This is a genomic window from Microbacterium sp. bgisy189 (assembly GCF_965345345.1).
In the GTDB taxonomy this organism is placed as follows: Bacteria; Actinomycetota; Actinomycetes; order Actinomycetales; family Microbacteriaceae; genus Microbacterium.
The window spans coordinates 157,929-183,699 of sequence record NZ_CBDRMZ010000004.1 but is presented as its reverse complement, the minus strand read 5'-3'; the positions used below and the strand labels follow the sequence as shown (position 1 = coordinate 183,699).

Genomic DNA, 25,771 nt, shown 5'->3' with positions numbered 1-25,771 from the left:
CCCATGGGCGATACTTGAGCCACAACCGCATATCCCGCCGCACTCCGGCACCAGGTCGTAGGGGAAGACGTACCTGATGAAACGGAGAGATGATGGCGACACCTCAGGCGCGTGGAGTGATCCTCATTCACTCTGCGCCACGCGCGTTGTGCCCACACCTGGAGTGGGCTGCCGGTCGTGCCCTCGGGCAGGCCGTCAACTTCGACTGGACCGATCAGCCCGTCCTCGACGGCAGCCGGCGCACCGAGTTCTACTGGGAGGGCCCCGCCGGCACCGGCGCGGCGCTCGCGACCGCGATCCGCGGGTGGGAGCACCTGCGCTTCGAGGTGAGCGAGGACCCGACGCCTCGCAGTGACGGCGGCCGCTGGATGCACACCCCCGGCCTCGGCATCCACTTCGCGCAGACCGACACCGCGGGCAACGTCGTCATCGGCGAGGACCGCATCCGCTACGCGATGGAGATCGCCGCCGGCGACGCGTTCGAACTGCAGCGCGAGCTCGATGTCGCACTCGGCGCGGCGTGGGACGAAGAACTCGAACCCTTCCGGCACGCAAGCGACGACGCACCGGTCGTCTGGCTGCACAAGGTGGGCTGACGCGAACGGACACCCCACAGACTTCAGGCGGCGTGAGAGCGCCGGTACCCAGCCTCGGAAGGGCTTCCCGGGGACGGGGAGCGCGCATCACCCGCCTGACACGAAAGACGCCCCCGGTCGGCTTCCCGGGGGCGTCTTGACGTATGTGCGGCGATTCAGACCGATGCGAAAGCGGCGACGGCGTTGTGCCCGCCGAAGCCGAACGAGTTGCTGATCGCCAGTTGGTCGCCGGCACCGAGCGGCGTCGGCTCGCCCGACAGACGGAACGGCACGGCCGGATCCTGCTCGGTGAGGTTGATCGTTGGCGGTGCGATGCGGTTCTGCAGTGCGAGGATCGTGAAGATCGCCTCCAGCGCGCCGGTGCCGCCCAGCAGGTGTCCCGTCGACGCCTTGGTCGCCGAGACCGGGATCTCGTCGATCCGAGCGCCGAAGACGCTCTTGAGGGCCACGTACTCGTTCGGGTCGCCGACCGGGGTCGACGTCGCGTGCGCATTGATGTGCGTCACCTCGTCGGCCGACCGACCGGCCATCTCGAGCGCCGTGCGCACGGCACGGGCCGCGCCGGTGCCCTCGGGATCGTTGGCCGTGATGTGGTACGAGTCGGCGGTCACGCCGCCACCCACGACCTCTGCATAGATCCTGGCTCCGCGAGCCTTCGCGTGCGCGTCGGTCTCCATGATGAGCACCGCGGCGCCCTCACCCATGACAAATCCGTCACGGGTGATGTCGCCCGGACGGGATGCCGTCTCGGGGGAGTCGTTGCGCTTGGACAGCGCCTGCATCGACGCGAACGAGGCGATGGTGACCGGGTGGATGACCGACTCGGTGCCACCGGCGATCACGACGTCTGCGAGGCCGTCGCGCAGGTGTTCGACCGCGTTGACGATCGACTCCGTGCTCGACGCGCATGCGCTCGCGACGGTGCGTGCATAGGCACGCGCACCGAAGTGCAGCGAGAGGTTGCCCGCCGCGGAGTTGGGCATGAGCATGGGGACCGTCATGGGCAGCACCCGCCGCGGCCCCTTCTCGCGCAGGGTGTCCCAGGCATCCAGGAGCGTCCAGAGACCGCCGATGCCCGTCGCGAAATCAACACCGAGGCGTTCCGGATCGACCTCGGGGGCGCCGGCATCCGCCCACGCCTCCAATGCCGCGACCAGCGCGAACTGCGACGACGGATCGAGGCGCTTGGCGACCGGGCGCTCCAGCACCGTATCGGGGCGCACCTTCGCCTGCGCGGCGAACGTGACGGGCAGCTGGTACTGCTCGACCCAGTCGTGCTCGAGCGTGCTCGCGCCGGACTCACCGGCCAGCAGCGCCTCCCAGCTCTCTGCGGCGGTGCCGCCGATGGGGGAGCTCGCGCCGATTCCGGTGACGACGATTCGCGGTGTGCTGCTCATGGGTGTCCTCGTTGGTCTTCCGGTGGGGGCGGTGCCGCCCCCACCGACATGGGGCTTACGCCTGGTTCGACGTGATGAAGGTGACGGCGTCGCCGACGGTCTTCAGGTTCTTGACCTCTTCGTCGGGGATGGTGACGCCGAACTTCTCTTCAGCGTTGACGACGATCGTCATCATCGAGATCGAGTCGATGTCGAGGTCGTCGGTGAACGACTTCTCGAGCGCGACCTCGTCGGCCGAGATGCCCGTCTCGTCGGTGATCAGCTCGGCGAGCCCAGCGAGGACCTCGTCGTTGGTGAATGCCATGGTGTTCTCCTTGTTTCCAGTGGTTCGCCGGCCCGGGCGGGCCGAGATTCAGTTTAGGTGCGGGGTACGTGTGCAGCCGGGATCTGCGCCGGTCAGGGCAGAACCACGACCTGCGCCCCGAAGACGAGGCCTGCGCCGAACCCGATCTGCAACGCGAGTCCGCCGCTGAGTTCGGGACGCTCCTCGAGCAGTCGGTGCGTGGCCAGTGGGATCGAGGCGGCCGAGGTGTTGCCCGTGGTCTCGATGTCGCGGCCGATCGCGACCGATTCGGGCAGACCCAGCTGCTTGGCGAACTCGTCGATGATGCGCATGTTCGCCTGGTGTGGCACGAACGCGGCCAGGTCCGACGCCTTGACACCGGCAGCCTCGAGGGCGCGGCGGGCGACCTTGACCATCTCCCACACCGCCCAGCGGAACACGGTCGGCCCCTCCTGCCGGAGCGTGGGCCACGGCGCTGCACCGTCGCGGAATTCGGTGAGCGTGTGGTTCATGCCGACGGCATCGGCCTTCGAGCCGTCCGATCCCCAGACCGTCGGACCGATCCCGGGGAAATCGCTCGGCCCGACGACCACAGCGCCGGCGCCGTCACCGAGCAGGAACGAGATGGATCGGTCGGCGGGGTCGACGATGTCGCTGAGCTTCTCGGTCCCCACGACGACCGCATACGTTGCGGCGCCGGAGCGGATGAGCGCGTCCGCCTGCGCGACGCCGTACGCGAAGCCTGCGCACGCGGCGTTCACGTCGTAGGCGGCCGCAGGGTTCGCCCCGATCCGGTCGGCCACGATCGCCGAGACGGACGGCGTCTGCTTGGGGTTCGAGATCGTCGCGACGATGACGGCGTCGACCTGGGAGGGCACGACACCGGCCCGCTCGATGGCCTCCGCGGCGGCCGTCGTCGCGAGGTCGATCGCGTCGACGTCGGCGCCGGCACGGGTGCGGGTCACGATACCCGTGCGCTGGCGGATCCACTCGTCGCTCGAGTCGATCGGGCCGACGAGATCATCGTTCGGCACGAAGTGCTCGCCGCGCGCAGCGCCGTACGAATAGATGCGGGTGTGGGCGGGCCCGGTGGCCTGCGTGAGCGTGACGCTCATGCGTCGCCTCCTGTCAGCAGTGCCGCAGCGGCCTCGAGGTCTTCGGGGCTCTTGACGGCGACGGTGGGAATGCCGCGCAGCGCGCGCTTGGCGAGACCGGTGAGCGTCCCCGCCGGCGCGAGTTCGACGATGCCGGTGACGCCGGCGCCCGCGAAGGACTGCATGCAGAGGTCCCATCGAACGGGGGAAGCCACCTGCGCGACAAGCAAGTCGACCGCGGAGCGGCCATCGTCAACCGTCGATCCGTCGCGGTTCGTCCAGAGTGTCGCGGCAGGTGCGGCCACCGCGACGTCGGCCGCGGCAGCGCGCAGTGTGTCGACGGCTGGAGCCATGTAGTGCGTGTGGAACGCGCCGGCAACCTGCAGCGGAATGACGCGGGTGCCGCGGGGAGCCTGCTCGCCCAACCGGGCGAGTGAGGGCAGGGCCCCTGCGGCGACGATCTGCCCGCCGCCGTTGTGGTTCGCGGGCGTGAGGTCGAGTTCGGCGAGCAGATCCAGCACGACCTGCTCATCGCCGCCGAGCACGGCGCTCATGCCGGTCTGCTCGATGGCAGCGGCTTCGGCCATCGCGCGACCACGAATGCCCACCAGGCGCATGCCGTCTTCGGCGCTGAACACACCGGCCGCCGCGAGTGCGGCGATCTCGCCGACCGAGTGACCCGCGACGCCGGCCGGACGCGCGCCGGCCGCAGACACCAGGGCGTCGAACGACAGCAGAGACGCGGCCACGATGAGGGGCTGTGCGACCTTCGTATCGCGGATGGCGTCGGCATCCCACTCGGTGCCTGCTGCGACGAGGTCCACCTCGGAGAGCTCGGAGAAGCGTTCGAGGCGCTCTCGCACCCCGTCGATTTCGAGCCACGGGGTCAGGAACCCGGGGGTCTGCGAGCCCTGACCGGGGAACACGGCAATGATCACGCTTTTCATCCTCCCAAGAACCTCGATCCCCCTCCTGGCGGATCGCTCACAAGAAAGTCTTGATGCTTTGTGCGTGGCCTACAGCGCCACGCCGCCGTTCAGGCTAGCGCGCGATCAGGGCCGGCGCACGGGTGAGGCGCGTCGGCGTGTCACCTCGGTGCCGATCGAACCGATGATCAGCGCGGTCTGGAGGATGAGCGCCTCACGCGGACCCGTGGCATCCCACCCGATCACGTCCGAGACGCGCTTGAGTCGGTACCGCACCGTGTTGGGGTGAACGAACAGCTCGCGAGCCGTCGCTTCGAGCGACCGACCGTTGTCGAGGTAGCTCCACAGCGTCGTCACGAGATCGGTCGAATGCGCCTGCAGCGGCCGGAAAATGCGCTCGACGAGCGTCGTCTTCGCGAGCGGGTCACCCGCGAGCGCGCGCTCCGGCAGCAGATCGTCGGCTTCGACCGGCCGTGGCGCGTGGCGCCAGGCCTTCGCGACCGCGAAACCCGCCAGGGCTGCACGCGCACTCTGACTGGCGTCGACGAGCGCCGAGACGGCCGGGCCGAGCACGAGGTGTCCGGCACCGAATCCAGGCTCGAGTCGCCGTGCGATCTCGGGAAAGGGCAGCGGGGCGACCTCGTCGGCCGCGGGGGCTTCGGAACGCCCGATCACCAGCACCAGCCGCGATCCCTGCACGCCGATGAGCACGTCGACACCGAGCTTGCGGGCCATGCGTCGCAACTGGTCGACGTCGAACTGCGCGGGCGTCGTCCCGACCAGCACCGCGACTTCGCCGTGCCCGTGCCACCCCAGCGCCGCGATGCGGCTCGGCAGTTCCTCGTCGGCTTCGCCCGTGAGGATTGAATCCACCACGAGCGCTTCCAGACGCGCATCCCAGAGCCCTCGGGCCTCGGCTGCACGGGCATACACGTCAGCGGCGGCGAAGGCGACGTCCCGCGAGTACAGCAACATGCTCTCGCGGATGTCTTCGCCGCGACCCGCCACGCGCTCCTCGGTGACCTCGACGGTCACGCGGATCAGTTGGAGCGTCTGCGTCAGGCTCACGCTTCTCAGCAGTTCGCGGGGCGCCGCGGCGAACACGTCGGCCGCGATCCACGGCGTCGCGCCCGGGTCGTCATACCACTCGATAAAAGACGTGATGCCGGCCTGTGCGACCAGTCCCACCGCGGAACGACGAGCCGGCGGCATCTCGGCGTACCAGGGCAGCTGGTCTTCGAGCCGTTTGATGGTCGCTGTCGCCAGGTCACCCGAGATGCGGCGCAACCACGCCAACGTCTCGGCCTTCTGCTCCGGGGTGGGACGTTCGGGCACGCCGGGTCAGCTCTCGCCGCCGGCGTTCCCGCTCGTTCCCGCGGTGACGTCGTGCAGGCGGTACTTCTCGATCGCCTGCGCCGAGAGCGAGCGGTCGACGACACCCTCATCGGCCAACGCCTGCAGGGTGCGCACGACCACCGAGGGGCCGTCGATCTTGAAGAACCGGCGGGCCGCGGCGCGCGTGTCCGAGAAGCCGAAGCCGTCTGCGCCGAGCGTGGCGAATCGACGCGGCATCCACGGGCGGATCTGGTCTTGCACGGCGTGCATGAAGTCGCTGACGGCGACGATCGGGCCCGCGGTGTCCTGCAGCTTCTGGGTGACGTACGCGGTACGCGGTTCGTCCATCGGGTGCAGGAAGTTGTGCTCGTCGGCGGCGAGGCCGTCGCGGCGCAGTTCGGTCCAGCTGGTGACCGACCAGACGTCAGCGGTCACGCCCCAGTCGTCCTGCAGCAGCTTCTGCGCCTCCATCGCCCACGGCACACCCACGCCCGAAGCGAGGATCTGGGCGCGATGCCCCTCACCCTCGCCGACCGAGACGCGGTGGATGCCGCGGACGATGCCCTCGACGTCGACGTTCTCGGGCTCGGCGGGCTGCACGAGCGGCTCGTTGTAGACGGTGATGTAGTACATCACGTCGGGGTCGGGGTGGTTGCCGCCGTACATGCGGTCGAGGCCGCTGCGCACGATGTGGGCGATCTCGTACCCGTAGGCCGGGTCGTAGGAGACGGTGGCCGGGTTCGTCGATGCGAGCAGGTGCGAGTGCCCGTCGGCGTGCTGCAGGCCCTCACCGGTCAGCGTCGTGCGACCGGCTGTCGCGCCGATGATGAAGCCGCGCGCCATCTGGTCGCCGGCGGCCCACTGAGCGTCGCCGGTGCGCTGGAAGCCGAACATCGAATAGAACACGTACACCGGGATGAGCGGCTCGCCGTGCGTCGCGTACGACGTGCCGACGTTCGTGAACGCGGCGACTGCGCCGGCCTCGTTGATGCCGACGTGCATGATCTGCCCTTGCGGGCTCTCCTTGTAGGCGAGCAGCAGTTCACGGTCGACCGACGTGTAGTTCTGGCCGTTCGGGTTGTAGATCTTCGCGGTCGGGAAGTACGCGTCCATGCCGAACGTGCGCGCCTCGTCGGGGATGATCGGCACGATGCGGTGGCCGAAGTCCTTCGCGCGGAGCAGATCCTTCAGCAGCCGGACGAACGCCATCGTGGTGGCGATCTCCTGCGTGCCCGAACCCTTCTTAGGCAACGCGTACGCGCTGTCGTCGGGGAGCGTGATCGGCACGTGGTGCGTACGGCGCTCGGGCAGGAAGCCGCCCAGGTCGCGACGCTTGTCGACCATGTACTGGATCGTCTCGTCCTCCATGCCGGGGTGGTAGTACGGCGGCGTGTAGGGGTTCTCTTCGAGCTGTGCATCGGTGATCGGGATGCGCATCGAGTCGCGGAAGTGCTTGAGGTCTTCGAGCGTCATCTTCTTCATCTGGTGGGTCGCGTTGCGGCCCTCGAAGTGGTGCCCGAGGCCGTAGCCCTTGATCGTCTTCGCGAGGATGACGGTGGGCTGGCCCTTGTGCGCCTTGGCGGCGGCGTATGCCGCGTACAGCTTCTGGTAGTCGAGCCCACCGCGGCGGAGCTTGCCCCAGATGTCGTCGTCGGACCAGTCCTTGACCATCGCGGAGGTGCGCTCGTCACGTCCGAAGAAGTGATCGCGGATGAACTTGCCGTCTTCGGCGCGGTACGTCTGGAAGTCACCGTCGGGGGTGGTGTTCATGAGGTGGACGAGCGCTCCGTCCACGTCGACCTGGAGCAGTTCGTCCCAGCCGCGACCCCAGACGACCTTGATGACGTTCCACCCGGCGCCGCGGAAGTAGCTCTCGAGTTCCTGGATGATCTTGCCGTTGCCGCGCACGGGTCCGTCGAGTCGCTGCAGGTTGCAGTTGACGACGAACGTGAGGTTGTCGAGCCCCTCGTTGGCGGCGACCTGCAGCTGCCCGCGGCTCTCGACCTCGTCCATCTCGCCGTCGCCGAGGAAGGCCCACACGTGCGAGTCGTTCAGGTCTTTGATGCCACGGTTGGTCAGATACTTGTTCGTCATCGCCTGGTAGATGGCGTTGATCGGACCGAGACCCATCGAGACGGTCGGGAACTGCCAGTACTCGGGCATGAGGCGTGGGTGCGGGTATGACGGAATGCCGACCGGCGCCTTCGACTTCTCCTGGCGGAAGCCGTCGAGCTGGTCGGAGGTGAGGCGGCCTTCGAGGAAGGAGCGCGCGTAGATGCCGGGGGAGGCGTGGCCCTGGATGAAAATCTGGTCGCCGCCGCCTGCGTGGTCGAGGCCCCGGAAGAAGTGATTGAAGCCGACTTCGTACAGCGATGCCGACGAGGCGTAGGTCGAGATGTGCCCGCCGACGCCGATGCCGGGACGCTGTGCGCGGTGCACGGTGACGGCGGCGTTCCAGCGGATCCAGCGGCGGTAGCGGCGCTCGAGCTCTTCATCGCCGGGGAACTCCGGTTCGTTCTCCGGCGCGATCGTGTTGATGTAGTCGGTCGTCGGAACCTGCGGGACGTTCAGCTGCAGTTCGTGCGAGGTCTGCAGCAGGCTCAGCATGATCTCGCGTCCGCGGCCTGCGCCCTTGGCATCGACGAGCTGCTGGAGCGACTCCTGCCACTCTGACGTCTCTTCGGGGTCGCTGTCGAGGGGGCCCTGGGAGTATGGGTCCTGGTCGTGAACAGTCACAGGTGACCTTTCGTTCGCTGGCAGATCATGCCAGTTCTGGGGCTTCTGAGGCGTGCTGCTTTGTTCAGCAGAGACAATCGCGTCGTGCATCAGCCTAGCGACCTCCGCGACCGACGAGGACGCACCCGTAGGATGAGAACCCGAGGGCCTTTAGCTCAGCTGGTAGAGCGCCACGTTTACACCGTGGATGTCGTCGGTTCGATCCCGGCAGGGCCCACTGTCGCTTCCTGCTCGCACACGCCGACCGCCGTCCCGCGCGGTAGGTTGGAGGCGTGAACGCAAGCCCCGCCGACCAGCGCAAGCTCCTCGACATCGCACAGCTCGACGCCCGCGTCCGTCAGGCGGAGCAGGCGCGCAGCAACCCACCGCAGGCCGCCCGTGTGCAGGAATTGCTGGCGCAGCGCCAGACGCAGTCCGGCGAACTCACGCGACTGCTCGGGGTTCGTGACGACGCACGAGCCGAGCTGTCGCGGATCGAGGCCGATGTCGCGGTCGTCGATGCCCGCGCCAAGCGCGATGCCGATCGACTCGCCGCAGCAACCAACCCGAAGGATGCCGTCGGTCTCGAGCACGAGATCGCGTCGCTGGAGCGCCGCAAGAGCGCGCTCGAAGACGCCGAGCTCGATGTGATGGAGCGACTGGAAGCGATCGAGTCCGAGGTGGCGGCGCAGGAGGCCCTCGTCGCCCAGACGAACGATGAGGGCGCGCGGCTGAGCGCAGAAGGCAAGCAGGCGGTCGCCGAGGCGACCGCGGTCCTCGACACGGCCCGACGCGACCGCGATGCCATCGCGGGTACGGTGGCGGCGGACCTGCTCGCGATGTACGAGCGACTCGCGGCTCGCGGTGTGGGAGCGGGGCTCCTCCACCGCCGTACCTGCGAAGCGTGCCGTATGGTCTTGTCGGGCACAGACCTGCAGCAACTGCGTCAGGTGCGCGAGGACGAGGTGGCGACGTGCCCGGAGTGCGGCGCAATCCTCGTGCGCACCGACGAATCCGGGCTGTGATGCCATGAGCACCACCCGAGGATGACGAACGCCTCGGGCGGCTGGCGCGCGATCGGCCGCGATGACGCGGGACGAATCGTCACGGTGGCCGTCGATGCGACCGGTCGGCGTCTGAGCGAACCGTCGTCGTTCGATGACGTCACGGCCGCCGTGGCTGCGGACGTCGGCGCACGGTGGGTGTGGAACGATGCGCGTTCGTGGCTGCCCGTTGCGCTCGAGGCGGGGGTCGAGGTCGCCCGGTGCCGAGATCTGCGACTGTGCCACGCGATCCTCCGCGACAGCGCGCATGTCGACGACGCCGACGATCTCCGCGCCGCGACGGCATGGGACGTCGCATCCGAGCCGACGAGCACATCCGAGACGCTGTTCGACCTCGCGCACGGTCCGGCGCTGCCAGACCACATCGACGACATCTGCGCCGAGTTCTCGAGACAGCAGCACGCAGTCGACGCCTCGCGTCATCCAGAGGCCCTCCGTCTCCTGCTCGCCGCCGAGTCCGCCGGGGCGATGATCGCTGTCGAGATGCACGCCGCCGGGGTGCCGTGGGATGCCGCTGTGCACGATGGGCTGTTGACGGAGGCACTGGGCGCACGTTCGAAGACCGGCGGACTTCCGCACCGTATCGAAGCGGTGGCAGCCCAGGTGCGTGCAGCGTTGGATGATCCATCGGCCAGCCTCGATTCGCAGCCCAAGCTGCTGCGTGCCCTGCACAGCGTCGGCGTGATGGTCTCGTCGACCAGCAAGTGGGAGCTCGCCGAGCACGACCATCCGGTCGTCGCACCCCTGCTCGAGTACAAGCGGATGACCCGTCTGCTCAGCGCGAACGGATGGTCGTGGTTGCAGGAGTGGGCACCGGACGGCCGGTTCCGTCCTGTGTACGTCCCCGGCGGCGTCGTCACCGGGCGGTGGGCCTCGTCTGGCGGCGGGGCACTCCAGCTGCCGCGGCAGCTGCGTCCGGCGGTGCGGGCCGATCCGGGTTGGGTGCTCGTCGTGGCGGACGTCGCGCAGCTCGAACCGCGGGTGCTCGCGGCGATGGCTCGCGACCGAGGGCTCGCGGACGCGGCGCGGGGAACCGATCTGTACGCGGGAATCGTCGCGTCGGGAGTGGTGCCGACCCGCCAGGACGCCAAGATCGCTGTACTCGGCGCGATGTACGGCGCGACGACCGGCGACAGCGGGCGGCTGGTTCCGGCGCTTCGCCGGGCCTATCCGCGCGCGATGGGGCTCGTCGACGACGCGGCGCGGGCCGGCGAGCTCGGCGAGGTCGTTTCGACCTGGCTGGGTCGATCGTCGCCTCCGCCCTCAGCGGGCTGGCGCAGGCTGCAGGCGGATGCCGCTGAGCCCGACGCGGGGGAGGGCGACAGGGCGACGGCCCGTCGGAGCGCTCGTGATCGAGGGCGGTTCACACGGAACTTCATCGTGCAGGGCACTGCTGCCGAGTGGGCCCTTGCATGGCTCGCCGACCTTCGCGTCCGCCTCGCCGCCCTGCCTGCGGTGGATGCCGGCGCCGTTGCCGCGCGATCAGGGCCCGTCTTCGGCGCTCGTGCCCATCTCGCGTTCTTCCTGCACGACGAGATCATCGTGCATGCCCCAGCGTCGCAAGCCGATCAGGCGGCCGAAGCGGTGCGTGCGGCTGCTGCGGCCGCGACGGACCTCCTGTTCGGCGGATTCCCGATCGACTTTCCGCTCGACCTGCGCATCACGATCGACGCGGGCAAGGCGTGACCGGCGCACGCCCACGACCACGGGGCCGTAGGATCGGGGATGCGAATGGGTCGGCCGGACGGTCGCGTTGCGGGAGACCGCACCGAGGAACGTCCGGGCTCCGCAGGACAGGGCGGTGGGTAACACCCACCCGGAGCGATCCGCGAGACAGTGCCACAGAAAGCAGACCGCCCCGGTTCACCGGGGTAAGGGTGAAAGGGTGGTGTAAGAGACCACCGGGGTCGTGGCGACACGACCCGCAAGGTAAACCTCGTCCGGAGCAAGGCCAGACAGGGGATGACGACGCGGTCCGCCGAGTCCCCGGGTAGGCCGCTGGAGCGGCACGGCAACGTGTCGCCGAGAGAGATGACCGTCGAAGGGACTTCGGTCCCGGAACAGAACCCGGCGTACAGGCCGGCCCATTCGCCCCGCCCGACGCCGGTCAGCCGATCGAGAGTGCCGCCGCGCCGATGATCCCTGCGTTGTTGCGGTGCGTCGCCGGCACGATCGGTGTCTTGAGATCGAGCAGGGGCAGGAACTTGTCGGCGTGCTTCGAGACGCCACCGCCGACGATGAACAGGTCAGGGCTGAACAGGAACTCGAGGTGGCTGTAGTACCACTGCAACCGCCCCGCCCACTTGTCCCAGGTGAGTTCCTCGCGCTCCATCGCCGAGTACGCCGCCCACGCCTCCGCATCCCGCTTGTGCCCGGCCCGGTCCAGGTGGCCGAGTTCGCTGTTGGGGATGAGGACGCCGTTGTGGATCATGGCGCTGCCGATCCCGGTGCCGAGCGTCGTGAGGATGACGAGCCCGTCGACGTCACGAGCTGCCCCGAAGCGAACCTCCGCCACGCCCGCCACATCGGCGTCGTTCGCGAAGTGGATCTCGCGTCCCAGTCCCTCTTCGAAGAACTGCTCCGCCTCGAAATCGATCCACCGGTCCGACACGTTCGCGGCCGACAAGGTGCGTCCGCGCTTGACGATGGCGGGAAAGGCGACCCCCAGCGGCACGTCGGCGTCGGTCACCTCAAGACGCTCGAGCACGGTCTTGACCGCAGCGAGGACGTCGTCGGGCTTCGCGCCTTCGGGCGTTGCGACCTTCACCCGATCACTCAGCAGCTCCCCGGTCGAGATATCGACCAGGGCGCCTTTGATGCCGGTTCCGCCGATGTCCACCCCGACAGCGCGGGTCGTCGTGCTCGCCATGCCGCCCAGCCTATCGACCACGAGGCGTCATCGTTAGGATCGTGGCACTGCGCACGCATCCCCGAGGAGGCTCCATGAGCGGCGACGAGAAGTACTGGTACAACCTCACGACCGGTCAGGTGGAGTACGGCCTGGAATCACCCGCCGTCGATCGGGCCGGCCCGTTCGACACCGCTGAAGCGGCCGCCGACGCACCGCGACTGCTCGCAGAACGCTCCCGCGCGTGGGCGGAGGAAGAGGCTCGTGAGGACGACTGGGGGTCCGGTGCGTCGAAGGGCTGACCAGGCCCGATAGTCTGGGCGCAGGCCCCTTCGGAGAGGACGCGATGGACAAGCAGCGGGACTTCGTACTTCGTACGATCGAGGAGCGGGGCGTCAAGTTCGTCCGCCTCTGGTTCACGGACGTGATCGGCACCCTCAAGTCGGTCGCAATCGCACCGGCAGAGGTTGAGGGGGCCTTCGCCGAGGGCCTCGGTTTCGACGGCTCGGCGATCGAGGGCCTTACGCGATCACACGAGTCCGATCTGCTCGCATACCCCGACCCGACGACCTTCCAGACGCTCCCGTGGCGCGGTGAGGTCGACCCCACTGGGCGGATGTTCTGCGACATCACGACCCCTGACGGTCAACCGGCCGTGGCCGACCCCCGCAACGTGCTCAAGCGCACGCTGGCGAAGGCCGCAGACGCCGGCTTCACGTTCTACACGCATCCCGAGATCGAGTTCTACCTGTTGAAGTCGTCGCAGGTCGGTCCCGAGGGTCCTGTGCCCGTCGATTCGGCGGGCTACTTCGACAACGTGCCCGGCGGCACCGCGCACGATTTCCGTCGCAGCTCGGTGCGCATGCTCGAAGACCTCGGCATCTCGGTCGAGTTCAGCCACCACGAGGGCGGCCCGGGCCAGAACGAGATCGATCTGCGTTACGCGGACGCGCTCGCGACGGCGGACAACATCATGACCTTCCGCACGGTGGTCAAGGAGGTGGCGATCGAGCAGGGCGTGTACGCCACGTTCATGCCCAAGCCCCTCAGCGGCCACCCCGGCAGCGGCATGCACACGCACATGTCGCTGTTCGAAGGCGACCAGAACGCGTTCTACGAAGAGGGCGCGCAATACCAGTTGTCGAAGACCGGCCGTCACTTCATCGCCGGTCTGCTGAAGCACGCCAACGAGATCGCCGCGGTCACCAACCAGTTCGTCAACTCGTACAAGCGCCTCTGGGGTGGCGACGAGGCCCCGAGCTTCATCACGTGGGGGCACAACAACCGTTCCGCACTGGTGCGTGTGCCGCTGTACAAGCCGAAGAAGGGCCAGTCCTCGCGCGTCGAGTACCGTGCACTCGATTCTGCTGCCAACCCGTACCTGGCCTTCTCCCTGCTGCTCGCGGCGGGCCTGAAGGGCATCGAGGAGGAATACGACCTTCCGCCCGAGGCGGAGGACAACGTGTGGTCGCTCACCGACGCGGAGCGCCGAGCACTCGGCTACGCGCCGCTGCCTGCGAGCCTCGATCACGCGCTCGAGTACATGGAGGAGTCCGAACTCGTCGCAGAGACGCTGGGGGAGCAGGTCTTCAACTACGTCCTCCTCAACAAGCGACGCGAATGGCAGGAGTACCGCGCGCAGGTCACGCCGTACGAGCTGAAGAGCAATCTGGAGATGCTCTGAGGCCATGGCCGGGGAGCGTTCCTCTGGCCTGACGGCGCTCGCTCGTGCGGGCTTCGGCGACCTCGCCGACGGCGAACGTTCGCTCGACGAGCTCGCGTCGCTCACCGGGCTCGACCGCAGTGCGCTGCTCGTCGGCGCCGAACGAGCGGCCGATCCTGACACGGCAGCGGCGGCCCTGGTGCGCATCGCGCGACGCGATGCGGCGCCCGTGCGCACCGTCCTCGCGGACAGTCCGGAGACTGCGTGGTTGGTGATCGGGGCGTCGGACGGCTTCGCAGACTTCTACCTGCGGCATCCAGAAGAGCTCGTGCACCTCGTCGGGGCCGGGTCGATCCTGCCGGACGCGGAGCGGATGCGGCGCGAGCTGCTCGAGTCGGTGGGCGCGGATGCCGAGGGCTTCGCCGCGCTGGGCGACGAGAGCGCGTGGGTCGCACTGCGCGTCCGCTACCGTCGCATGCTCGCCCTCATCGCGGCCTTCGATCTGACGGCCCCGAGCGCCGAAGACGTCCTGCACCGGGTTGCCGCGACGCTCGCCGACGCGGCGGGCGCCGCGCTGGAGGCCTCACTCGCCGTCGCGCGCACGCGGGTGTCGGGCGGCGCTGCGGGTGCCGGCCTGTTCCCGCGCGAGCACGTCGCCGGCACGAGGCTGGCCGTGATCGGCATGGGCAAGACCGGTGCACGCGAGCTGAACTACGTGAGCGACGTCGATGTGATCTTCGTCGGCGGCGCCGACGAGATCCTCAAGGAGGCGGTCGGCGAAGGGCGTGCCGTCGACATCGCGACGCGGCTCGCGGTGCAGACCATGCGCGGCATCTCGGGCGTCGAGATCGAACCGCCGCTGTGGGAGGTCGACGCGAACCTCCGGCCGGAGGGCAAGCAGGGCGCCCTCGTGCGCACACTCGAGTCGCATCTGTCGTACTACGACCGGTGGGCGAAGAGCTGGGAGTTCCAGGCGCTGCTGAAGGCACGCCCCCTCGCCGGCGATGCGGCGCTCGGGGCCGAGTACGTCGCCGCCGTCCAGCCGAAGGTGTGGACCAGCGCCGCCCGCGAGAACTTCGTCGACAGCGTGCAGCGCATGCGCGAACGTGTCACCGAGCACATCCCGCCCGAAGAAGTGCCGTATCAGCTCAAGCTCGGGCCGGGCGGCATCCGCGATATCGAGTTCACCGTGCAGCTGCTGCAGTTGGTGCACGGGCTCTCCGACGATCAGATCCACCAGCGCGGCACGCTCGACGCGCTCGACGCGCTCGTCTCGCAGGGGTACATCGGCCGGGAGGATGCCGCGACGTTCTCGCGCGACTACCGCATCCTGCGGGTGTTGGAGCATCGGCTGCAGTTGCGAGGGCTTCGGCGCACGCATCTCATGCCGCAGTCGCCGGAGGGGCTGCGCGCGCTCGCCCGAGCGTCGGGCCTCGTCGACAAGGGCGCCGACGTCTGGGCGCTGTGGGAGTCGGTCAAGCGTGAGGTGCGCGAGATCCACGTGCGCCTGTTCTACCGGCCGCTGCTGTCTGCAGTGGCCGCGCTGCCCGCCGACGAGCACGCCCTCTCCACGCAGCAGGCGCACGACCGACTCGCCGCGATCGGCTTCGCGGACCCGGCGGGCGCGCTCCGACACATCGGCGCCCTGACGACCGGCATCAGCCGCAAGACGACGATCCAGCGGCACCTCATGCCGGTGATGATCCGGTGGTTCGCCGACGGCGTCAATCCCGACTACGGTCTGCTCGCCTTCCGGCGCATCTCGGAACGACTCGGCGACACGCCCTGGTTCCTGCGGATGCTGCGCGACTCCTCGGGAGCCGCCGAACGGCTGACGCGGGCCTTGTCGGGATCGCGGTTCGTCGGCGAGCTCATGGAGTGGATTCCCGAGTCGGTCGCCTGGCTCGATTCCGACGATCAGCTCAGGCCGCGCTCGGGAGTCGCCCTCCAGGAGGAGGCCCGCGCGATCCAGACGCGGCACCAGACCATCGACGACGCGATGCGGGCCGTGCGAGCGCTCCGGCGTCGCGAATTGCTGCGACTCGCGCTGGCAGGGCTGCTGACGCCGATGACGATCGAGGATCTCGCGGCAGGGCTCACGACGATCAGCGAAGTGACGATCCAGGCATCCTTGCGCGCAGTGCGGCGCGAGGTCGTTGCGCCCGAAGACGACGCGCTCGACTTCTCCGTCATCGCGATGGGTCGATTCGGCGGCGCCGAGCTCGGGTTCGGGTCGGACGCCGATGTCATGTACGTGTACGACGCGAACGGCGTGGACCCGCAGCGTGCGGCCGAGTACGCGCGAAATATCGTGCAGGGTCTGCGGAACGCTTCCGAAGACCACCGCGTGCCGTTCGAGCTCGATGCGGATCTGCGTCCCGAGGGGCGCAACGGCCCGATGGCGCGGTCGCTGGACTCGTACGCCGAGTATTACCGGCGGTGGTCGCTCTCGTGGGAGGCGCAAGCACTCCTCCGGGCCCGAGGGATCGCCGGCAGCGTGAAGTTGATCGAGCGCTTCATGGCACTGGCGGACGAGGTGCGCTATCCGGCGGATGCCAAGCTGCAGGATCTGCGTGAGATCAAGCGCATCAAGGCGCGCGTCGAGAACGAACGACTGCCACAGGGTGCCGACCGCAGTCGGCATCTGAAGCTCGGCCCGGGCGGCCTCAGCGACGTCGAGTGGCTCGTACAGCTGCTGCAGCTGCAGCACGGCCACCGCGTGCCGGGCCTGCGTACGACTTCGACGCTGGCGGCACTGGACGCGGCACGGCAGGCCGGTCTCGTGCCCGATGCATCCGCGACGCGCCTCGCGGAGTCCTGGCATCTCGCAAGCCGACTCCGGTCGGCCAATACCCTGCTGTCCGGCCAGACCAGCGATGTGCTGCCGACAGACCGCGGACAGCTCGACGGGATCGGGCGCATCCTGGAGTACCCGGACGGCTCCGCGACCCGTGTCGAAGAAGACTGGATGCGTGCCTCCCGTCGAGGCCGACGAGCATTCGAAAAGCTCTTCTACGGCTGACCCGCGTCACCTCCACGACAGAGAAACCCCTCCGACCCCGCACATGTGCGGAAATCGGAGGGGCTCTCGTGTCAGGTGACCTCAGACACCGAAGTACAGCTCGTACTCGAACGGGTGAGGACGTGCAGCGATCGGCTGGATCTCGTTCTCGATCTTGTACTCGATCCAGGTCTCGATCAGCTCGGGCGTGAACACGCCGCCCTGCAGCAGGAACTCGTGGTCGGCGCGCAGCGCCTCCAGCGAGTCGAGCAGCGAGTTGGGCACCTGCGGGATGTTCTTGGCCTCCTCGGGCGGCAGTTCGTAGAGGTCCTTGTCGACCGGCTCGTGCGGCTCGATGCGGTTCTTGATGCCGTCGATGCCGGCCATCAGCTGCGCCGCGAAGGCGAGGTACGGGTTGCCCGAAGCGTCCGGCGCGCGGAACTCGATGCGCTTGGCCTTCGGGTTCGTGCCGGTGATCGGGATGCGGATCGCAGCGGAGCGGTTGCCTGCCGAGTACACCAGGTTGACGGGAGCCTCGTAGCCCTTCACCAGACGGTGGTAGCTGTTGAGCGTCGGGTTGGTGAAGGCGAGCACGGCCGGAGCGTGGGCCAGGATGCCGCCGATGTACCAGCGGGCGATGTCGGAGAGACCGCCGTAGCCCTTCTCGTCGTAGAAGAGCGGCTCGCCGCCGTTCCACAGCGACTGGTGGGTGTGCATGCCCGAACCGTTGTCACCGAACAGCGGCTTGGGCATGAAGGTCGCGACCTTGCCCCACTGGTCTGCAACGTTCTTGACGATGTACTTGAACTTCAGGATGTCATCGGCCGCGTGCACCATCGTGTCGAAGCGGTAGTTGATCTCCTGCTGGCCGCCGGTGCCCACCTCGTGGTGCGCGCGCTCGAGCTGCAGGCCCGACTCGATCAGCTTGAGGCTGATGTCGTCGCGGAGGTCAGCCGTCTTGTCGACCGGTGCGACGGGGAAGTAGCCGCCCTTGTAGGGGGTCTTGTTGGCGAGGTTGCCGCCCTCTTCCTCACGGCCGGTGTTCCAGGCGCCCTCTTCGGAGTCCACCGAGTAGAAGCTCGCGTTCTGCTTCACTTCGTAGCGGACGTCGTCGAAGATGTAGAACTCCGCCTCGGGTGCGAAGAACGCCGTGTCGGCGATGCCCGTGGAGGCGAGGTACTTCTCGGCCTTCTTGGCGACCTGGCGCGGGTCCTTGCTGTAGATCTCGCCGTTGCGCGGGTTGTAGATGTCGAAGACCATCACGAGGGTCTTCGCCTCGCGGAACGGGTCCAGGTAGGCGGTGGAGACATCCGGGATCAGCTGCATGTCGGACTCATGGATGTTCGCGAAGCCGCGGATCGACGAGCCGTCGAAGAGCTGGCCGACCGTGAAGAACTCCTCGTCGACGGTCGAGGCCGGAATGTTGAAGTGCTGCTGCACGCCAGGAAGATCCGTGAAACGGATGTCGAGGAACTTGACGTCCTCGTCCTGGATGAACTTGAGCACCTCGGATGAATCTTTGAACATGGAGTCTCCAAGATCGGGTGAGGAACACGCCAGCGCTGATGCCGACACGGTCGAAACTAGCGGGGCGGGGTTGCTCTCCAGTATCCCGCATGTTTCGGGCATGTTACGCGGGCGCCGATAGGCTGGACGCGTGGCGACCCCCGAGAATTCCTACCCCGGAGAGCGCCTCGGCCTCCCCGCGTCCGGCTCCGGCAGTGTCGCGCGGTTCGGCCGCCGGCTCGTCGCCCTGATCATCGACTACGCCGCGGCGACACTCGTCGCGACCGCGTTCTTCGGCTACGACCAGTTCGCGCTGCCGTCTGAGGCGGGACTGAGTCTGTTCGCGCCCATGACCGTGTTCGCCGCGCTCAACCTGTTGTTCGTGCCGACGATCGGCGGCACCCCGGGGCACCGGATCGTCGGGCTGCGCATGCAGCGGTTCAGCGGGGGATGGGTCGGCCTCTGGCGACCCATCGTCCGGACGGCACTGCTGGTGCTCGTCATTCCCGCGCTGGTCTGGGACGCTGATCAGCGCGGGCTGCACGACAAACTGGCCGGCACGATCCTGCTGCGGGCCTGATCCTGTTGCAGGCCTGAGGGGTCAACGCGGGCGCGGCGCGCGCGCCTTCATCGGGTCGATGCCCTTCGGGATCGGCAATGACGTGACCGACTGCGACACCGAGTCGACACGCTTGATGATCGCGGCCATGGTCGCGCGGTCGATCTTTTTGGGCAGGGCCTTGATGGTCTTCGCGAGGTCGGCGATTGCGACGTCGCCCTCGTCGTGGCCCACGTACATGACGGCGACCGGCACGCCGGAGGCGACGCGCTGCACCTTGAGTCGCTCGTCGCTGATGAGCCGCGTCAGACGCCCGCGCGCACCCTCGCCGATGATCACGACGCCGCCGCGACCGATGACGCGATAGACGGCGTCCTGCGTCTTCGGGTTGATGCCGACGGGTGTGTCGGAGGCCGTCCAGTTGCGGCCGAGGGCGGTGGAGATCACGTGGCCGGTCGCACCCGGCATCCCGTCGATCTTCTTGTACATCGCACTCGTCGACAGGCGCGTCATCGTCATCATCGCCCCGAGCAGACCGAGCATGAGGCCCGTGAAGCCCCACAGGATGATGCTCCACACGGCGACCGGCGGCACGAAGAATCCGACGACCACGCCGATCGCGATACCCACGACGAGCACGCCGCCGAGCAGCCACGGGAGCCACGAGTAGGTCGATGCCGTGAACGTGTAGAGCGAGCGGAGCTGCTTGAAGAAGCCGGGACGCTTCTCCGGTGCGGTACTGCGGGAGGACATGGCTCCAGCCTACCTTTCGCGTCGCGCCGCCGTCTGCACAGAACGGCTCCGTGACGGGTTGTCCACCGATCGCGACCGAGTGAGACCACGCGCCCGCCCGGGAGGCGACACTCGGGTGCATGACCCAGCGCCTCATCGACGAACTGCGACCCCGAGTACTGCGACGGGTCGCCCCTCCCGAGGCGCCCTTCGCGGCCGACCTCGTCGCGGGCGAGCCGCCGCGGATGTGGGTCGAGCGGAAGGATTTCGGGCCGGGTCCGGGTTGGCGGGCCGCCGCCGACGGGCATGTGCTCGCGCCCGTCGACCTCGCCCTTGCCGGGGATGGGACCGCCGTCATCCTGCCGGTGTGCACGATGCGTCTCGACGCGGATGCCGTCGCCACGGCCGGTGAGGCGGTGACGGTGGCCGTCAGCCTGCTGCGCGGCGCAACCGAGGCGGACGGTCTCGCAGGCGACGCGGGCAGTTGGTGGGTGACCGCCGACGGGCGCCCCGTGCTGGCGTTGACCGGCTCGGTGCCGTGGCGACCTGACACGGTCGCCCTCCTGCACCGGCTCGCCGACGCCATGCCCGACATCGAGCCGCAGCTGCGTCGGGCATCCGATGTGATTGCGGACGCGCGAAGACTGGCGCGTGACGGCGCGGCGTGCGAGGGCGACCTGTTCGCAGCGGCCGAGGCGAGACCGTTGGCGCAACGCGAGCTGCGTGAGCAGCACGCCCCGACGCCGAACCGCCGGCGCGCGCGTGAGGCCGATCGCGCACCGTCCACCGCGGGCGCCCCCGCGTCCGGGAGATGGTTCGACGTGTTCGTCGACCTGGAGCTGGGGGAGCGGGCGCGCGAACTGCTGGCCCGCCCGCGCCGCGCGATCCGCAAACGACCGGCGTCCGCGAACGGACCCGAGTCCGGCGCGCCGGCACCCTCAGGTTCGGGCTCCCGCCGGCGCGTGCTGCTGCTCGCAACCGGCGCGGCCGCCGCGGTCCTCGCGGCCGGCGCCCTCTGGCCGAGCGAGGGCGGCGCCACCGAATCGATGCAGCCCCAACGCTCTGCAGCAGCCGAGACGCCGTCACCGACGGCGTCGGATCCATCTCTCGACGATGTGGGTTCGGTGCTGGTGGCACGACTGGCGGCCTGCGGCGACGCGGTGCACTGCGACGTCCTCGAACCCACTGCGAAGCGTCCGACCGCGGGTGCAGCCCTCGTCGCCTCGGCCGAGACCACCTTGGTGGACGAGTACGGCGGGGTCGCCGTCTATCGCGCCGAGGCGCCGGGGCACGACACGCAGATCATCGTGGCCGTCCGCACCGATGACGAATGGCTGGTCCGCGAGGTGTACGACCTCGCGGACCAGCCATCGTGAACAGGGATCAGATGCCGAGGTCGCCCTCGAACTGCGCTGCCTCGAGGCGGGTCTTCACCGCGCCGAGGAATCGCGCAGCATCCGCGCCGTCGATGGTGCGGTGGTCGTACGACAGCGCGAGGTAGACGTAGGAACGGACCGCGATCGCGTCCTTGCCGTCGACCGAGACGATGCCGGGGCGCTTGACGACGACGCCCAGCCCGAGAATCGCGGACTGCGGGAGGAAGACCACCGGGGTGTCGAACAGCGCGCCACGCGAACCCGTGTTGGTCAGCGTGAACGTGCCCCCGGCGAGCTCGTCGGGCTTGAGCTTGTTGTCGCGGGTGCGGGCGGCGAGATCGGCGATCTCGTGCGCGATCTGCGCGATGTTCTTCGAGGCCGCATCACGCAGCACCGGCGTCAGCAGTCCGCGCTCGGTGTCGACCGCGATCGAGAGGTTCTCGGTCGCGGGGTAGACGATGTCGGTTCCGTCGACCGTCGCGTTGATGATCGGGAACGTCTGCAGCGCCTCGGCGGCGGCCAGCGCGAAGAACGGCAGGAACGACAGCTTGTCGCCCGTTTTCTCGAGGAACGGCCCCTTGACGCCGTCGCGCAGCGCGGCGAGCTTGGTGACATCCACTTCGACCACGGTCGTGAGCTGAGCGGTCTGCTGCATCGAGGCGACGGCACGCTCTGCGAGCACCTTGCGAAGACGGGACATCGGCTGCGTCGTCCCGCGCAGTTCCGAGATCTCGCGCGGCGCGGGCGCGGCGGGAGCAGAGGCCGCAGCGGGCGCTGCCGCGGGCGCGGCCTTGGCGGCCTCGGCCGCCTTCAGCACATCCTCCTTGCGGATGCGACCACCGACACCGGTGCCCGTGACACTCGCGAGGTCGACGCCCTGCTGCTGCGCGAGGCGGCGCACAAGCGGCGTGACATAGGTGGGCCCGTCGTCGTCGGACGTACCGAGGCTGGGCATCGTCGGAGCCGGCGGCTCCTGCGCGGCCGGTGCGGCCTCCGGCGCCGCTGGCGCAGCCGGCGCCTCCTGGACGGGAGCCTCCGCGGGCGCCGCAGGAGCGGCGGCCTCTTCAGCGGCCGGTGCGGCCGGAGCTTCGGCAGCGGGCGCCGCAGGCGCCTCGGCGGCAGCCGGTGCAGCACCGGACCCGATGCGCGCGAGCACGGAGCCGACCTCGACCGTCTCGTCTTCTTGCACGAGGATCTCCGTCAGCGTTCCCGCGACGGGCGACGGGATCTCGGTGTCCACCTTGTCGGTGGAGATCTCGAGCAGCGGCTCGTCGACCTCGACACTGTCACCGACGGCCTTCAGCCAGCGGGTGACCGTGCCCTCGGTGACGCTCTCGCCCAACTCGGGGAGCGTGACATCCTTCGCGTCACCGGACGACGCGGGTGCAGCCTGCTCGGGTGCCGGTTCGGCGGCCGGCTGCTCGGCGGCGGGTGCCTCCGCTGCCGGCGCGGCTTCAGCCGGGGCCTGCTCCTGCGCAGCGTCGGCGGGCGCCTCGGCGCTGGGCTCGTCCTGGCTGGGTGCCCCGGAGCCGTCACCGATCTTGGCGAGGATCGCGCCGACCTCGACGGTCTCGTCCTCGTCGACCAGGATCTCTTCGATGACGCCGCTCACGGGCGACGGGATCTCGGTGTCCACCTTGTCGGTCGAGATCTCCAGCAGACCTTCATCGGCCTGGATCGTGTCACCGACCTTCTTGAGCCAGCGGGTGACCGTTCCCTCGGTGACGCTCTCTCCGAGCGCGGGGAGGACCACGGAAGTGCTCATGTCGTTTGCTCCTTCAGGATGTCGATGTCGTGTCTAGCTTAGTGATGTCGGGGGTGCGCCGGTCAGAGCGCGTGGAGGGGCTTGCCGGACAGCGCCAGGAACGCCTCGCCGAGCGCTTCGCTCTGCGTGGGATGGGCGTGGATGAAGGGGGCGATATCCTCCGGGTGCGCCTCCCATCCGACGGCCAACTGGCCTTCGGTGATCAGCTCACCGACACGGTCGCCCACCATGTGGACACCGACGATGGGTCCATCGGCGACGCGCACGACCTTGACGATACCCGCGGTGCCGAGGATCTCGCTCTTGCCGTTGCCGGCGAGGTTGTATTCGTACGCGACGATGGCGTCGCCGTGCGCATCGCGTGCCTGCGCCTCGGTGAGGCCCACCGAGGCGACCTCGGGGTGGGAGTAGGTCACGCGGGGAATCGTGCTCTCGGGCACGTCGACCGACGCGACGCCTGCGATGAGTTCGGCGGCGCGGATGCCCTGCTGGAAGCCGCGGTGCGCGAGCTGCAGCCCGGGCACGATGTCGCCGACGGCGCGGATGTGCGGCACCGAGGTGCGCAACTGCTCGTCAACGGTGACGAAGCCCCGGTCGAGCGCCACCCCTGCTTCTTCGAAGCCGAGTCCGGCCGTGACCGGACCGCGCCCGACGGCCACGAGAAGGTAGTCGGCGGACAGCTCGGATCCGTCTTCCAAAGCCACGGTGACCGACGACTCGTGATGTGTCGCCGAGGCGAAGCGCACGCCCAGCCTGGAGGTGATGCCGCGCTTGCGGAACGCCCGCTCGAGTGCCTTGCTGAGCGCGACGTCTTCGTTGGGCACCAGGTGGTCGAACGCCTCGATGATCGTGACCTCGACCCCGAACGAGCGCCACAGGCTCGCGAACTCCACACCGATCACACCGCCGCCGAGGATGAGCACGCTCGCGGGGATTTCGCCGAGCGCCAGCGCCTCCTCGCTCGTGAGGATGCGCCCGCCGGCCTCGAGGCCTGGCAGCAGACGCGTCATCGAGCCGGTGGCGAGCACCACGTCGGTGCCGCGGTAGACGTCGTCACCGACCTGCACTGCGCCGTCGACGGTGAGCCGCCCGGCGCCCGCGACGACGTTGATGCCGCGGGCTTTGATGAGCCCTTCGAGGCCCTTGAACTTCTTTGCGACGATGCCCTCGCGGTAGGCGGTCAGGCGTTCGACGTCGACACCGCCGAGCGTGGCCTCCACGCCGACGGCCGATGCCTCGCGCACGTGGTCGGCGACCTCGGCTGCGTGCAGGAGCGCTTTGGTCGGGATGCAGCCGCGGTGCAGGCAGGTTCCACCGACCTTGTCCTTCTCGATCAGCGTGACGGTCTTGCCCAGTTCGGCGGCACGCAACGCGGCAGCGTAACCGCCGCTTCCGCCGCCCAGGACGACCAGATCGCTCCGGTGCTCGGTCATCGTCCGGCTCCTTCCAGCAGGGCGATCAGTGATCGCACGGTGACGGCCGTCGGGCCCTTGTCCGTCGCGCCGAACGCGGCTGACTTGCTCGTGCCGGCGCCCGCGATGTCGAGGTGCACCCAGGGGATGCGCGCGGCGTCGTCGGCATCCGAGACGCGACCGACGAACCGCTGCAGGAAGAGTCCGGCGAACAGCGACCCGCCGGCGGGGTCACCGATCTTGGCGTTCTGCAGGTCGGCGATCGGGCTGTCGAGTTCGTCCTCCATGTGCGCCGGCAGCGGCAGATGCCATGCGAGCTCTCCCGTCGCCTTCGAGGCGGCGAGGTATTCGGCGACCGCATCGTCAGATCCCATGACCCCGACGTGGCGGTGCCCGAGCGCGACGATGATCGCGCCCGTGAGGGTCGCGACATCGATGAGCAGGTCGGGACGTTCGCGGCTCGCGGCCACGAGTCCGTCTGCGAGCACGAGGCGCCCCTCGGCATCCGTGTTGAGCACCTCGACGCTCGTGCCGTCGAGCATGGTGAGAACGTCGCCCGGTCGCGTCGCGCGACCCGACGGCATGTTGTCGGCGATGGCGAGCCAGCCGCTGACACGCACCGGCAACTGGAGGCGCGCGGCGGCGATGACGACGGCGAGCGCGGTCGCGGCCCCCGCCATGTCGAACTTCATGCCGACCATGCTCGCCGCGGGCTTGAGGGAGAGGCCGCCGGTGTCGAACGTGATGCCCTTTCCGACGAGGGCGACGTGGCGCTGCGCCCCGGAGGGGGAGTAGTCCAGTCGAACCAGCCGCGGCGGGCGGTCCGAGCCGCCGCCGACCCCGAGGATGCCGCCGTACCCACCGGCCTCCAGCGCGTCTTCGTCGAGCACCTCGACCGTGATGGGCAGCTCCGCCGCAGCGGCGACAGCAGCATCCGCCAGATCAGCGGGGCTCTGCCGATTGGCGGGGGTGTGCACGAGGTCCTTCACGAGGGCCGCGGCGTCGGCGACGGCGACCGCGCGGGACACCTGTTCGGACGAGAGCGAATCGTCGGCGTGCAGCAGCACGCGATCCGCACGGGAAGTGCCCCTGTCCTTCTTGAAGCCTGCGAAGCGATAGCCGCCGAGCGCCGCGCCCTCGGCCGCCGCGGCCCACAGGTCTGCGTCGGTGACCCCCGGGAGCGCGACGGACAGGGTGGCGAACCCGGTCGTCGTCCGGACGGCGGTGCCGACGGCATCCCGCACGTCGGCCGGAGCGGGGTCGCCGCCGGTGCCGACGGCGATGAGCGGTCGTGATGTCGCTTCGGGTGCGTACACGCGCACGCAGGTGCCGCGTGCGCCGGTGAAGGCGAGTGCTTCGAGTGCCGCGGCGACGCCCGGCCACGCCTCGAGCACATCGCCGGATTCGGCAAGCGGCGGGAGCGCGACGACGATGGCATCGGCCTTGGAGTCGAGTGGGGGAACGGACGAGATCTCGAGCTCGGGGTACGGCATGCCTTC

Annotated in this window: 20 protein-coding genes, 1 tRNA gene and 1 other RNA gene; 10 read left to right on the top strand and 12 right to left on the bottom strand. The window is 69.0% G+C overall.

The genetic code is table 11. The features are described from left to right. Nucleotides 1-92: 92 nt before the first annotated feature. Nucleotides 93-596, top strand: a complete 504-nt coding sequence (locus ACSF8R_RS07880) for a DUF3145 domain-containing protein (protein ID WP_434811311.1) — start codon at nt 93-95, stop codon at nt 594-596. Between the two features lie 155 nt (nt 597-751). Here ACSF8R_RS07880 and ACSF8R_RS07875 read toward each other — a convergent pair whose 3' ends face one another. From ACSF8R_RS07875 to aceE, 6 genes are all read right to left on the bottom strand, one after another. Then, a complete protein-coding gene (locus tag ACSF8R_RS07875; RefSeq protein WP_434811310.1) occupies nt 752-1,993 on the bottom strand; it encodes a beta-ketoacyl-[acyl-carrier-protein] synthase family protein in 1,242 nt (413 codons plus the stop codon). Between the two features lie 55 nt (nt 1,994-2,048). Continuing rightward, nucleotides 2,049-2,297, bottom strand: a complete 249-nt coding sequence (locus ACSF8R_RS07870; RefSeq protein ID WP_028495632.1) for an acyl carrier protein — start codon at nt 2,295-2,297, stop codon at nt 2,049-2,051. A gap of 92 nt (nt 2,298-2,389) precedes the next feature. Beyond that, on the bottom strand, nt 2,390-3,391 hold the full coding sequence (locus ACSF8R_RS07865; protein ID WP_434811309.1) for a beta-ketoacyl-ACP synthase III: 1,002 nt from the start codon (nt 3,389-3,391) through the stop codon (nt 2,390-2,392). Beyond that, the gene (locus ACSF8R_RS07860; protein WP_434811308.1) at nt 3,388-4,308 is read right to left on the bottom strand and encodes an ACP S-malonyltransferase; all 921 of its coding nucleotides are present in this window, start codon (nt 4,306-4,308) and stop codon (nt 3,388-3,390) included. The genes ACSF8R_RS07865 and ACSF8R_RS07860 overlap by 4 nt, the downstream gene beginning before the upstream one ends. Nucleotides 4,309-4,422: 114 nt before the next feature. Further along, complete coding sequence (locus ACSF8R_RS07855) at nt 4,423-5,631, bottom strand: PucR family transcriptional regulator (protein WP_434811307.1); 1,209 nt, start codon at nt 5,629-5,631, stop codon at nt 4,423-4,425. Between the two features lie 6 nt (nt 5,632-5,637). Beyond that, entirely contained in the window at nt 5,638-8,367 is a 2,730-nt protein-coding gene (gene aceE, locus ACSF8R_RS07850) for a pyruvate dehydrogenase (acetyl-transferring), homodimeric type (RefSeq protein ID WP_434811306.1), read from the bottom strand. A gap of 144 nt (nt 8,368-8,511) precedes the next feature. Between aceE and ACSF8R_RS07845 the strand changes: the two genes are divergently transcribed. The 4 genes from ACSF8R_RS07845 (at nt 8,512) to rnpB (ending at nt 11,501) form a co-directional block, all read left to right on the top strand. Beyond that, a tRNA-Val gene (locus ACSF8R_RS07845) sits at nt 8,512-8,584 on the top strand. Nucleotides 8,585-8,639: 55 nt separating this feature from the next. Next, nucleotides 8,640-9,371, top strand: coding sequence for a zinc ribbon domain-containing protein (locus tag ACSF8R_RS07840; RefSeq protein WP_434811305.1), 732 nt, complete (start codon nt 8,640-8,642; stop codon nt 9,369-9,371). A gap of 21 nt (nt 9,372-9,392) precedes the next feature. Then, entirely contained in the window at nt 9,393-11,096 is a 1,704-nt protein-coding gene (locus ACSF8R_RS07835; RefSeq protein ID WP_434811304.1) for a bifunctional 3'-5' exonuclease/DNA polymerase, read from the top strand. A 46-nt stretch (nt 11,097-11,142) separates the two neighbouring features. Continuing rightward, nucleotides 11,143-11,501: RNase P RNA component class A (gene rnpB / locus ACSF8R_RS07830), an RNA gene on the top strand. Nucleotides 11,502-11,517: 16 nt separating this feature from the next. Here the strand turns inward: rnpB and ppgK are convergent. Beyond that, the gene (gene ppgK / locus ACSF8R_RS07825) at nt 11,518-12,279 is read right to left on the bottom strand and encodes a polyphosphate--glucose phosphotransferase (protein WP_434811303.1); all 762 of its coding nucleotides are present in this window, start codon (nt 12,277-12,279) and stop codon (nt 11,518-11,520) included. A gap of 74 nt (nt 12,280-12,353) precedes the next feature. On the opposite strand from ppgK, the gene ACSF8R_RS07820 reads away from it, so the two are divergent. From ACSF8R_RS07820 to ACSF8R_RS07810, 3 genes are read left to right on the top strand one after another with little or no spacing between them, the layout of a single operon-like run. Beyond that, nucleotides 12,354-12,560 (top strand): SPOR domain-containing protein, encoded by a 207-nt coding sequence (locus tag ACSF8R_RS07820; protein WP_434811302.1) that lies wholly within the window; start codon nt 12,354-12,356, stop codon nt 12,558-12,560. A gap of 44 nt (nt 12,561-12,604) precedes the next feature. Continuing rightward, on the top strand, nt 12,605-13,942 hold the full coding sequence (locus ACSF8R_RS07815) for a glutamine synthetase family protein (protein WP_434811301.1): 1,338 nt from the start codon (nt 12,605-12,607) through the stop codon (nt 13,940-13,942). Nucleotides 13,943-13,946: 4 nt separating this feature from the next. After that, nucleotides 13,947-16,943, top strand: coding sequence for a bifunctional [glutamine synthetase] adenylyltransferase/[glutamine synthetase]-adenylyl-L-tyrosine phosphorylase (locus tag ACSF8R_RS07810; protein WP_434811300.1), 2,997 nt, complete (start codon nt 13,947-13,949; stop codon nt 16,941-16,943). An 81-nt stretch (nt 16,944-17,024) separates the two neighbouring features. Here the strand turns inward: ACSF8R_RS07810 and glnA are convergent, their stop codons facing one another. Then, nucleotides 17,025-18,449 (bottom strand): type I glutamate--ammonia ligase, encoded by a 1,425-nt coding sequence (glnA, locus tag ACSF8R_RS07805; RefSeq protein ID WP_434811299.1) that lies wholly within the window; start codon nt 18,447-18,449, stop codon nt 17,025-17,027. A gap of 130 nt (nt 18,450-18,579) precedes the next feature. Between glnA and ACSF8R_RS07800 the strand changes: the two genes are divergently transcribed. Further along, nucleotides 18,580-19,008: an RDD family protein gene (locus ACSF8R_RS07800; RefSeq protein ID WP_434811298.1), complete on the top strand. Its 429-nt coding sequence runs from the start codon at nt 18,580-18,582 to the stop codon at nt 19,006-19,008. Nucleotides 19,009-19,029: 21 nt separating this feature from the next. Here ACSF8R_RS07800 and ACSF8R_RS07795 read toward each other — a convergent pair whose 3' ends face one another. Next, the gene (locus ACSF8R_RS07795) at nt 19,030-19,740 is read right to left on the bottom strand and encodes a DUF4191 family protein (protein WP_434811297.1); all 711 of its coding nucleotides are present in this window, start codon (nt 19,738-19,740) and stop codon (nt 19,030-19,032) included. A 119-nt stretch (nt 19,741-19,859) separates the two neighbouring features. Here ACSF8R_RS07795 and ACSF8R_RS07790 point away from each other — a divergent pair, with 119 nt between their 5' ends. Then, nucleotides 19,860-21,095, top strand: coding sequence for a ubiquinol-cytochrome c reductase iron-sulfur subunit N-terminal domain-containing protein (locus ACSF8R_RS07790; protein ID WP_434811296.1), 1,236 nt, complete (start codon nt 19,860-19,862; stop codon nt 21,093-21,095). A 7-nt stretch (nt 21,096-21,102) separates the two neighbouring features. Here the strand turns inward: ACSF8R_RS07790 and sucB are convergent, their stop codons facing one another. The 3 genes from sucB to ACSF8R_RS07775 all read right to left on the bottom strand — a co-directional run bounded on the left by sucB (nt 21,103) and on the right by ACSF8R_RS07775 (nt 25,765). Further along, entirely contained in the window at nt 21,103-22,860 is a 1,758-nt protein-coding gene (gene sucB / locus ACSF8R_RS07785; protein ID WP_434811295.1) for a 2-oxoglutarate dehydrogenase, E2 component, dihydrolipoamide succinyltransferase, read from the bottom strand. A 62-nt stretch (nt 22,861-22,922) separates the two neighbouring features. Next, the gene (gene lpdA / locus ACSF8R_RS07780) at nt 22,923-24,293 is read right to left on the bottom strand and encodes a dihydrolipoyl dehydrogenase (RefSeq protein ID WP_434811294.1); all 1,371 of its coding nucleotides are present in this window, start codon (nt 24,291-24,293) and stop codon (nt 22,923-22,925) included. Continuing rightward, nucleotides 24,290-25,765: a leucyl aminopeptidase gene (locus ACSF8R_RS07775; protein WP_434811293.1), complete on the bottom strand. Its 1,476-nt coding sequence runs from the start codon at nt 25,763-25,765 to the stop codon at nt 24,290-24,292. Before ACSF8R_RS07775 ends, lpdA begins: the two co-directional genes overlap by 4 nt. Between the last annotated feature and the right edge of the window lie 6 nt (nt 25,766-25,771).

What these genes read in the sequence shown, in the direction of transcription:
- ACSF8R_RS07815 (WP_434811301.1), top strand. Translation starts at nt 12,605, where the DNA reads ATGGACAAGCAGCGGGACTTCGTACTTCGTACGATCGAGGAGCGGGGC.
- glnA (WP_434811299.1), bottom strand. Translation starts at nt 18,449, where the DNA reads ATGTTCAAAGATTCATCCGAGGTGCTCAAGTTCATCCAGGACGAGGAC.
- ACSF8R_RS07820 (WP_434811302.1), top strand. Translation starts at nt 12,354, where the DNA reads ATGAGCGGCGACGAGAAGTACTGGTACAACCTCACGACCGGTCAGGTG.
- ppgK (WP_434811303.1), bottom strand. Translation starts at nt 12,279, where the DNA reads ATGGCGAGCACGACGACCCGCGCTGTCGGGGTGGACATCGGCGGAACC.
- sucB (WP_434811295.1), bottom strand. Translation starts at nt 22,860, where the DNA reads ATGAGCACTTCCGTGGTCCTCCCCGCGCTCGGAGAGAGCGTCACCGAG.
- ACSF8R_RS07795 (WP_434811297.1), bottom strand. Translation starts at nt 19,740, where the DNA reads ATGTCCTCCCGCAGTACCGCACCGGAGAAGCGTCCCGGCTTCTTCAAG.
- ACSF8R_RS07810 (WP_434811300.1), top strand. Translation starts at nt 13,947, where the DNA reads ATGGCCGGGGAGCGTTCCTCTGGCCTGACGGCGCTCGCTCGTGCGGGC.
- ACSF8R_RS07775 (WP_434811293.1), bottom strand. Translation starts at nt 25,765, where the DNA reads ATGCCGTACCCCGAGCTCGAGATCTCGTCCGTTCCCCCACTCGACTCC.
- ACSF8R_RS07790 (WP_434811296.1), top strand. Translation starts at nt 19,860, where the DNA reads ATGACCCAGCGCCTCATCGACGAACTGCGACCCCGAGTACTGCGACGG.
- ACSF8R_RS07835 (WP_434811304.1), top strand. Translation starts at nt 9,393, where the DNA reads ATGACGAACGCCTCGGGCGGCTGGCGCGCGATCGGCCGCGATGACGCG.
- ACSF8R_RS07870 (WP_028495632.1), bottom strand. Translation starts at nt 2,297, where the DNA reads ATGGCATTCACCAACGACGAGGTCCTCGCTGGGCTCGCCGAGCTGATC.
- ACSF8R_RS07880 (WP_434811311.1), top strand. Translation starts at nt 93, where the DNA reads ATGGCGACACCTCAGGCGCGTGGAGTGATCCTCATTCACTCTGCGCCA.
- lpdA (WP_434811294.1), bottom strand. Translation starts at nt 24,293, where the DNA reads ATGACCGAGCACCGGAGCGATCTGGTCGTCCTGGGCGGCGGAAGCGGC.
- ACSF8R_RS07875 (WP_434811310.1), bottom strand. Translation starts at nt 1,993, where the DNA reads ATGAGCAGCACACCGCGAATCGTCGTCACCGGAATCGGCGCGAGCTCC.
- ACSF8R_RS07865 (WP_434811309.1), bottom strand. Translation starts at nt 3,391, where the DNA reads ATGAGCGTCACGCTCACGCAGGCCACCGGGCCCGCCCACACCCGCATC.